5 protein-coding genes are annotated in these 6,539 nt (G+C 67.2%); 2 read left to right on the plus strand and 3 right to left on the minus strand.

The genetic code is table 11. The features are described from left to right. Nucleotides 1-52: 52 nt before the first annotated feature. From G3N96_RS28320 to msuE, 3 genes are all read right to left on the minus strand, one after another. Nucleotides 53-1,288, minus strand: coding sequence for an SfnB family sulfur acquisition oxidoreductase (locus tag G3N96_RS28320; RefSeq protein WP_206139235.1), 1,236 nt, complete (start codon nt 1,286-1,288; stop codon nt 53-55). A 174-nt stretch (nt 1,289-1,462) separates the two neighbouring features. Further along, nucleotides 1,463-2,566: a dimethylsulfone monooxygenase SfnG gene (gene sfnG, locus G3N96_RS28325; RefSeq protein WP_206139236.1), complete on the minus strand. Its 1,104-nt coding sequence runs from the start codon at nt 2,564-2,566 to the stop codon at nt 1,463-1,465. Nucleotides 2,567-2,602: 36 nt separating this feature from the next. Then, the gene (gene msuE / locus G3N96_RS28330) at nt 2,603-3,163 is read right to left on the minus strand and encodes an FMN reductase (RefSeq protein WP_206139237.1); all 561 of its coding nucleotides are present in this window, start codon (nt 3,161-3,163) and stop codon (nt 2,603-2,605) included. Between the two features lie 501 nt (nt 3,164-3,664). On the opposite strand from msuE, the gene G3N96_RS28335 reads away from it, so the two are divergent. Together G3N96_RS28335 and G3N96_RS28340 are read left to right on the plus strand one after the other, a co-directional pair. Beyond that, nucleotides 3,665-5,011, plus strand: coding sequence for an acyl-CoA dehydrogenase family protein (locus tag G3N96_RS28335; RefSeq protein WP_241022862.1), 1,347 nt, complete (start codon nt 3,665-3,667; stop codon nt 5,009-5,011). Then, nucleotides 5,008-6,108: a sigma 54-interacting transcriptional regulator gene (locus G3N96_RS28340; RefSeq protein WP_206139238.1), complete on the plus strand. Its 1,101-nt coding sequence runs from the start codon at nt 5,008-5,010 to the stop codon at nt 6,106-6,108. Before G3N96_RS28335 ends, G3N96_RS28340 begins: the two co-directional genes overlap by 4 nt. Nucleotides 6,109-6,539: the final 431 nt, after the last annotated feature.

A 6,539-nucleotide genomic window follows, 5' to 3' on the forward strand; every position in this document is an offset into this window, starting at 1 on the left:
CCTGGTTTCCTTGCCCATGTTTCGTCGCGGGAAATACGTCGGCACGACCCGGCTAATTCCACGAATGGCGCGCGGGCTTCACGCCGTTGAGGTAGTAGTTGCCGATCGCGTGATACTTCCAGCGCACCGGGTCGTGCAGCGTATGCACGCGCGCGTTGCGCCAGTGGCGGTCGAAGTTGTATTTCGCGAGCGTCGACTTGCTGCCGCCGAGCTCGAACAGCTTGCTCGCCGCGAGCAGCGACACCTCGGTCGTCGCGATCTTCGCCTCGCCCACCGCGATCGCGGCCTGCGCGACCGTTTCCTCGCTCGGCGCGCGCTTCGCCGCATCGACGAAGCGCCCCGAGCGCGCGAGCAGCGCTTCGGCCGCGTGCACGCGGTACGCGATGTCGCCGATCTGCGCGACCGTCAGCGGATCGTCGCTCGCGCGTTCGACGCCGCTGTCGATCCACGGGCGCGCATGCTGCTGCACGAACGCGATCGTGTCCTGCAGCGCGGCGCGCGCAATGCCGAGGTCGATCGCGGCGGTCGTGATCTGCGCGAACGGGCCCGCGAAGGTCGGGCGGTCGTACGAACGCTGCGTGTGGAAGATTTCGAACGGGCTCACGCGCACGTTCTCGACGATCACCGTGCCGCTCGCGGTCGTGCGCTGCCCGAAGCCGCTCCAGTCGTCCACGACGGTCAGCCCTGGCGCACCCTGCTGCACGAACGCGAGCACGGCCTGGTCCGACTCGTCGAGCGCGAGCACCGGAATCCAGTGCGCGAACAACGTGCCGGTCGAATAGAACTTGCGGCCGTTCAGCACGAACGCGTCGCCGTCGCGGCGCACACGCGTCTGGATGTCGAGCACGTTCTTGCCGCCCGCTTCCGAGAACGCGTTCCCATAGCGCGTGCCCTTCAGCACGAGATCGAAGAAGAAGCGCTTCTGCGCATCGCTGCCTTCGAGGCGGATATCCTCGATCAGGCAATAGTGGTTCTGCGGGATCTGGCCGAGCGACGGGTCGGCCTGCGAAACGATCGCGATCACCTCCGCGAGCGTCACGTTCGACACCTCCGCGCCGCCGTATTCGCGCGGCACGGTGATGCCCCACAGGCCGCTCGACGAAAACAGCTCGATCTCGTCGAACGGCAGCTTGCGCTCGCGGTCGCGCAACGCGGCGTGCTCGGCCAGTCGTGCCGCGACCTGGTGCGCGACGTCGAGTGCCTCGGCATCCGAGCCGATGACGGGAACGGAAGCGTGTGGGGTGCCCGCTTGTGGTTGCACGTTTTCTTCGATGATTTCCGTGGACATGTGTATTCCGGTAAAGCGCATGAACCGGCCGGCGGTGCCGCGAAGCGTCCGCCAGCCTCCTGTTTCGATATCCGAAACGTCGAACCTGGATGACCCGCAAGAGCGGTCGATGTCACCCGTTCGGTCGGCCTGCGCGCGGCATGCGCAAACGCGCGCCGCGCACCGGCCTCCGCATCACGCGGCAACCGCCTGCCGCTGCGCCTCGAGTTCGCGCACGAGCGGCAGCACGCGCTGGCCGAAGTACTCGACTTCCTCGATGAAATGCAGGAACCCCGCGAGCACGAGGTCGACACCGATCGCCTTCAGCGCGACGATGCGTTCGGCGATCTGCTGCGGCGTGCCGATCAGGTTCGTGCGGAAGCCGTCGTTGTACTGCACGAGATCCTCGAACGTCGACTTCGCCCAGTTGCCCTCGCCTTCAGGCGATGCCTTGCCGGCCTGCTTCACCGCATCGCCGAACGCGTGCACGGCCTCGACGTGCGCGTGCCGGATGATGTCGTCGAGCACGGCCTTCGCCTCTTCCTCGGTATCGCGTGCGATCACGAACGCGTTAACGCCGATCCGCACGCGATGACTGTTCGCCGCCGCCTTCGCGCGGATGTCGTCGATCTGCGCCTTCAGGTTCTCCGGCGTATTGCCGTTCGTGAAGTACCAGTCCGACACGCTCGCCGCGTTGTCGCGCGCCGCCCGCGAGCTGCCGCCCTGGAAAATCTCCGGATGCGGCTTCTGCACCGGCTTCGGGCTCAGCGTGTAGTCGTTGAAGCGGTAGAAATCGCCCTTGAACGTGAAGTTGTCCTGCGTCCAGATGCCCTTCAGCGCCTGGATGAATTCCTTCGAGCGCCGATAGCGTTCGTCGTGCTCGAGCCACGGCTCGCCGATCGCAGTGAATTCGCCCTTGAACCAGCCGCTCACGACGTTGATCGCGATGCGCCCGTTCGAGATGTGGTCGATCGTCGCGAGCTGCTTCGCGACCACGGCCGGATGCCACGGCCCCGGCAGGATCGCGGCGAGCACCTTGAGCTTCGTCGTCGCATGCAGCAGCGCCTGGCTGAACGACACCGACTCGTGCTGGTATTCGGCGCCGTAGCCGGCCGTGAAGCGGATCTGGCTCAACGCGTAGTCGAAGCCGGCCGCCTCGGCCGTGCGCGCGAGCTGCTGGTTGTATTCGAGGCTCCAGTCGGTACGCTGCTCGATCGTGCTGACGACGAGGCCGCCGCTGACGTTCGGCACCCAGTAGGCGAACTTGACGCCGTCGGCGGAAGAGTCGGGATGGCTCATGATTTTGTCCTGGTCGGAAGAGAAAACGCAGGCGGCCTACGCGGCCGCGACGGAAAGCGCATGCGGGCGCAATTGCGGCACCGCGCGATCGATGGCGAGCGCGATACGCGCGCGCAGCGCCGGGTTCGTGATCTGGTACTGGTCGAAATCGCCTTCGGACGCATACACGCCGATCGGCAGCGTGCGGGCCTGGAAGAAGCTGAACAGCGGACGGAGCTGATGGTCGACCACGAGCGCATGACGCTCGCTGCCGCCGGTGGCCGCGAGCAGCACGGGCACGTCGATCAGCGCTTCGTGATGCACGAGGTCGAACAGGTGCTTGAAGAGGCCCGTGTACGACGCGCGATACACGGGGCTCGCGACGACGAGCGCATCGGCCGTCTCGATCGCGCGGATCTGTGCATCGAGGTCGGCCGGCACCTGCGCGCGCGTCAGCGCGCCGGCCAGCCGGCCGCCGATCTCGCCGAGTTCGATCAGCCGTGTTTCGATCGGCAGCGCGGCGCCGAGCGCCGTGACGATCGCGTCGGTCAGCGCCAGCGTGCGCGACGGCCGTTGCAGGCCGCCCGATATCGCGACCACGTTGATTGCATTGCTCATCGGTTGCATTCCCATTGTCGAGTCGGGTGCCGACGCACCCGTCACGTCATGAGTCAGCAAGGAGCGTGCCATTTCAATGATCGAGCGGGGAAACGATCGTCTGCATGACGAAATGCATCGCGATCGACTGCCAGTCGCGGCGGCGCCGTTGTTCGCGCACGTCGATAAGCGTGCCAGCCATGGCGTCACAACCATATTCCACAGTGCGATGAACTCGGGGAAACAACGCTGCTGATCCGCTGCTGCGTGATCAGCAGCGCGATGTGCGGCAGGCAGGTTTTTCCGCTTCGACACGGATTCCGGCAGGCGCACGGCCTCCACCGGCACGCATTGGCGCCCGCTTTTCCCGTTCACGCGCCGACGCGACGCCTCCCACCCGTGTCGCAGCGCCGGCATGGCTGCTGCATCGTCGCTTTGCGTGCCGCCGATCGCCATGCCGCTCGACCTTGTCGTGCGCGACTGCGTCCAGCGCAGCAATCCCGCATTGGTTATCAGAAATCGATGTTTCCCGCGTTGCGCGAAACGTTGAACACTCTGCTGATCACGCAGCACCCGGCCAGCAACGCCCGCCGCGGCCTGACCGTTTTCGTGCAGCCACCCGACACATTCATCGCCATGACACTCATTACCGTATCGCCCCGCGCGGAAGGCCTGCGCGTCGTCGCGCCGCCCCGCGACGAACCGCCGCCCCCTGACGCGCTGCAAATCGCCGAGCGCCTGGCGGCCGGCTTTGCACGCACCGCGGCCGAGCGCGACCAGCAGGGCGGCACGCCGAAGGCCGAGCGCGATCAGTTGCGCGACAGCGGCCTGCTCGCGCTGAGCATCCCCGCCGCTTACGGCGGCCTCGGCGCGAGCTGGCGCACGACGCTCGACGTCGTCCGGGTGCTCGCGGCCGCCGACAGTTCGCTCGCGCACGTGTTCGGCTTCCACCACCTGATGCTCGCAACGGTGCGGTTGTTCGGCGCGCCTGCGCAGTGGGAATCGTGGTTCGAACGCACCGCGCGCCAGCGGTGGTTCTGGGGCAATGCGCTGAATCCGCTCGACGCGCGCACGATCAGCCGCTCGCGCGGCGCATGGCATGAATTCAGCGGCCAGAAGAGCTTTTGCTCGGGGGCGCTCGATTCGCAGATGCTGATCGCGTCCGCGCACGATGCGCAGACGCGCGCATTCCTGATCGCGGCCGTGCCGACACAGCGCAGCGGCATCTCGATCGCCGACGACTGGAACAACATCGGCCAGCGCCAGACCGACAGCGGCACGGTCACGTTCGAGAAGGTGCGCGTCGAGGATCACGAATTGCTGACGGACCCCGGCCCACTGTCGACGCCGTTCGCGTGCCTGCGCCCGCTCGTCGCGCAGCTCGTGCTGACGAACGTGTATCTCGGCATCGCCGAAGCCGCGTTCAACGACGCGCGGCACTACACGCTGCACGAGGCGCGGCCTTGGCCCGGCGCGCAGGTCGCGAGCACCGGCGACGATCCGTACATCCTCGGCCAGTACGGCGAATTCTGGGTCGGGCTCGAAGCCGCGCGCGTGCTCGCCGACCGCGCGGCGGATCGGCTCGACGCCGCATGGTCGCGCGATGCGGCACTCACCCAGGCGGAGCGCGGCCAGGTCGCGCTCGCCACGGCCGCCGCGAAGGTGTCGGCCGCGCGCACCGGGCTCGATCTCTGTACGCGGATGTTCGACGTCGCCGGCGCACGCGCGACGCACGGCGCGCTGCGGCTCGACCGGCACTGGCGCAACCTGCGCACCCACACGCTCCACGACCCGCTCGCGTACAAGATCCGCGAGATCGGCGAATGGGCGCTCAAGCGAACCTATCCGACGCCGGGCTTCTACTCGTGAATCACACCCCTACCGATGCGTGGCCCGACGCCGCGCCCGTCCTCACGCTGCCCGACCGGCCCCCGCTCGCGACATCCATTCGTGCCCGCGCGCAGGTGTTCGTCGATCCGCGCTCGGTCGCGCTACTCGACCGGATTCGCCTGGTCGCGCCGAGCGACGCGAACGTGCTGATCGTCGGCGAGACCGGCACCGGCAAGGAACTGATCGCGCGCCACGTGCATGGCCTCAGCCGCCGCAGCAGCGGACCGTTCATCGCGGTGAACTGCGGCGCCTTCTCCGAAACACTCGTCGAGAGCGAACTGTTCGGCCACGAGAAAGGCGCGTTTACCGGCGCCTTCAGCGCGAAGCCCGGCTGGTTCGAAGCCGCGAACGGCGGCACGCTGTTTCTCGACGAGATCGGCGACCTGCCGCTGTCGATGCAGGTCAAGCTGCTGCGCGTGCTGCAGGAGCGCGAGGTCGTGCGGCTCGGTTCGCGCACCGGCGTGCCGATCGACGTGCGCGTGGTTGCCGCGACCAACGTGGATCTGCAGCAGGCCGTCGCGAACGGGCAGTTTCGCGGCGACCTGTTCTACCGGCTCAACGTCGTGCAGCTCGCGGTGCCGACGCTGCGCGAACGCCCGGGCGACATCCTGCCGCTCGCGCGCCACTTCTTCGACGACTACCGCAGCCGCCTCGGCTACGGGCCGCGCAGCATCGATCCGCGCGCCGAACGCCGGCTCGAGGCACACGGCTGGCCCGGCAACATCCGCGAACTCGAGAATGTGATCCATCATGCGCTGCTCGTGAGCCGGAGCGATTCGCTGCAGGAGGCCGATCTGCATATCGCGTCGTCGGGTGTGCCGACGGCCGCCTTGAATACGTCAGCGCCGGAACCCGACCCGGCCGCCGGCGCGCAGGCCGCACTCGAACGCGCGCTGCGCGACCTGTTCGACGAGGATCACGGCAACCTGTTCGAACGCATCGAGGACACCGTGATGCGCGTCGCGTTCGAATTCAGCCACCGCAACCAGATCCAGGCCGCGCGGCTGCTCGGCATCAGCCGCAATGTGCTGCGGGCGCGGCTGATTCGCGCGAAGGAAATTGCGGCGGTGAAGTAGCCGCGTATGGGAGGCGCACCGCTGCCCGGCTCCGGCGGGGTCGCGTCGCGTATCGTGCGTCAACGTTCAAACCTGATGTATCGTGGCGCGAGCCAGAGCTTGAGCAGGCGGTCGAACCGTAGCGGTAAACGATCAACGCAGCGTCTTTGTCGTCCACAGGTGCCCACCTCCCCAATCGGTGGACACCCATGCTCGTTGGTCAGCGCGCCGTGATGTAGACGTCGAGAACGGCCCCCTTCCTGTCGCTCAACCTCAATTGCTATAAATCAGACCGCGAGCGGCGCCGTTGACGTAAATCCTGCCATACGTGTTCCAGTCGCCGGCCATCACGCCCGAGCCGCCGAATTGGTGCGCGTCATCGTTGAAGCGCGCCCACGTTGCACCCCCGTCGTCGGAATGGTAAATGCCCCAGACGCCATTCAATGTGCCTT

Origin of the sequence: Burkholderia sp. Se-20373 (assembly GCF_017104705.1) — a bacterium.
In the GTDB taxonomy this organism is placed as follows: Bacteria; Pseudomonadota; Gammaproteobacteria; order Burkholderiales; family Burkholderiaceae; genus Burkholderia.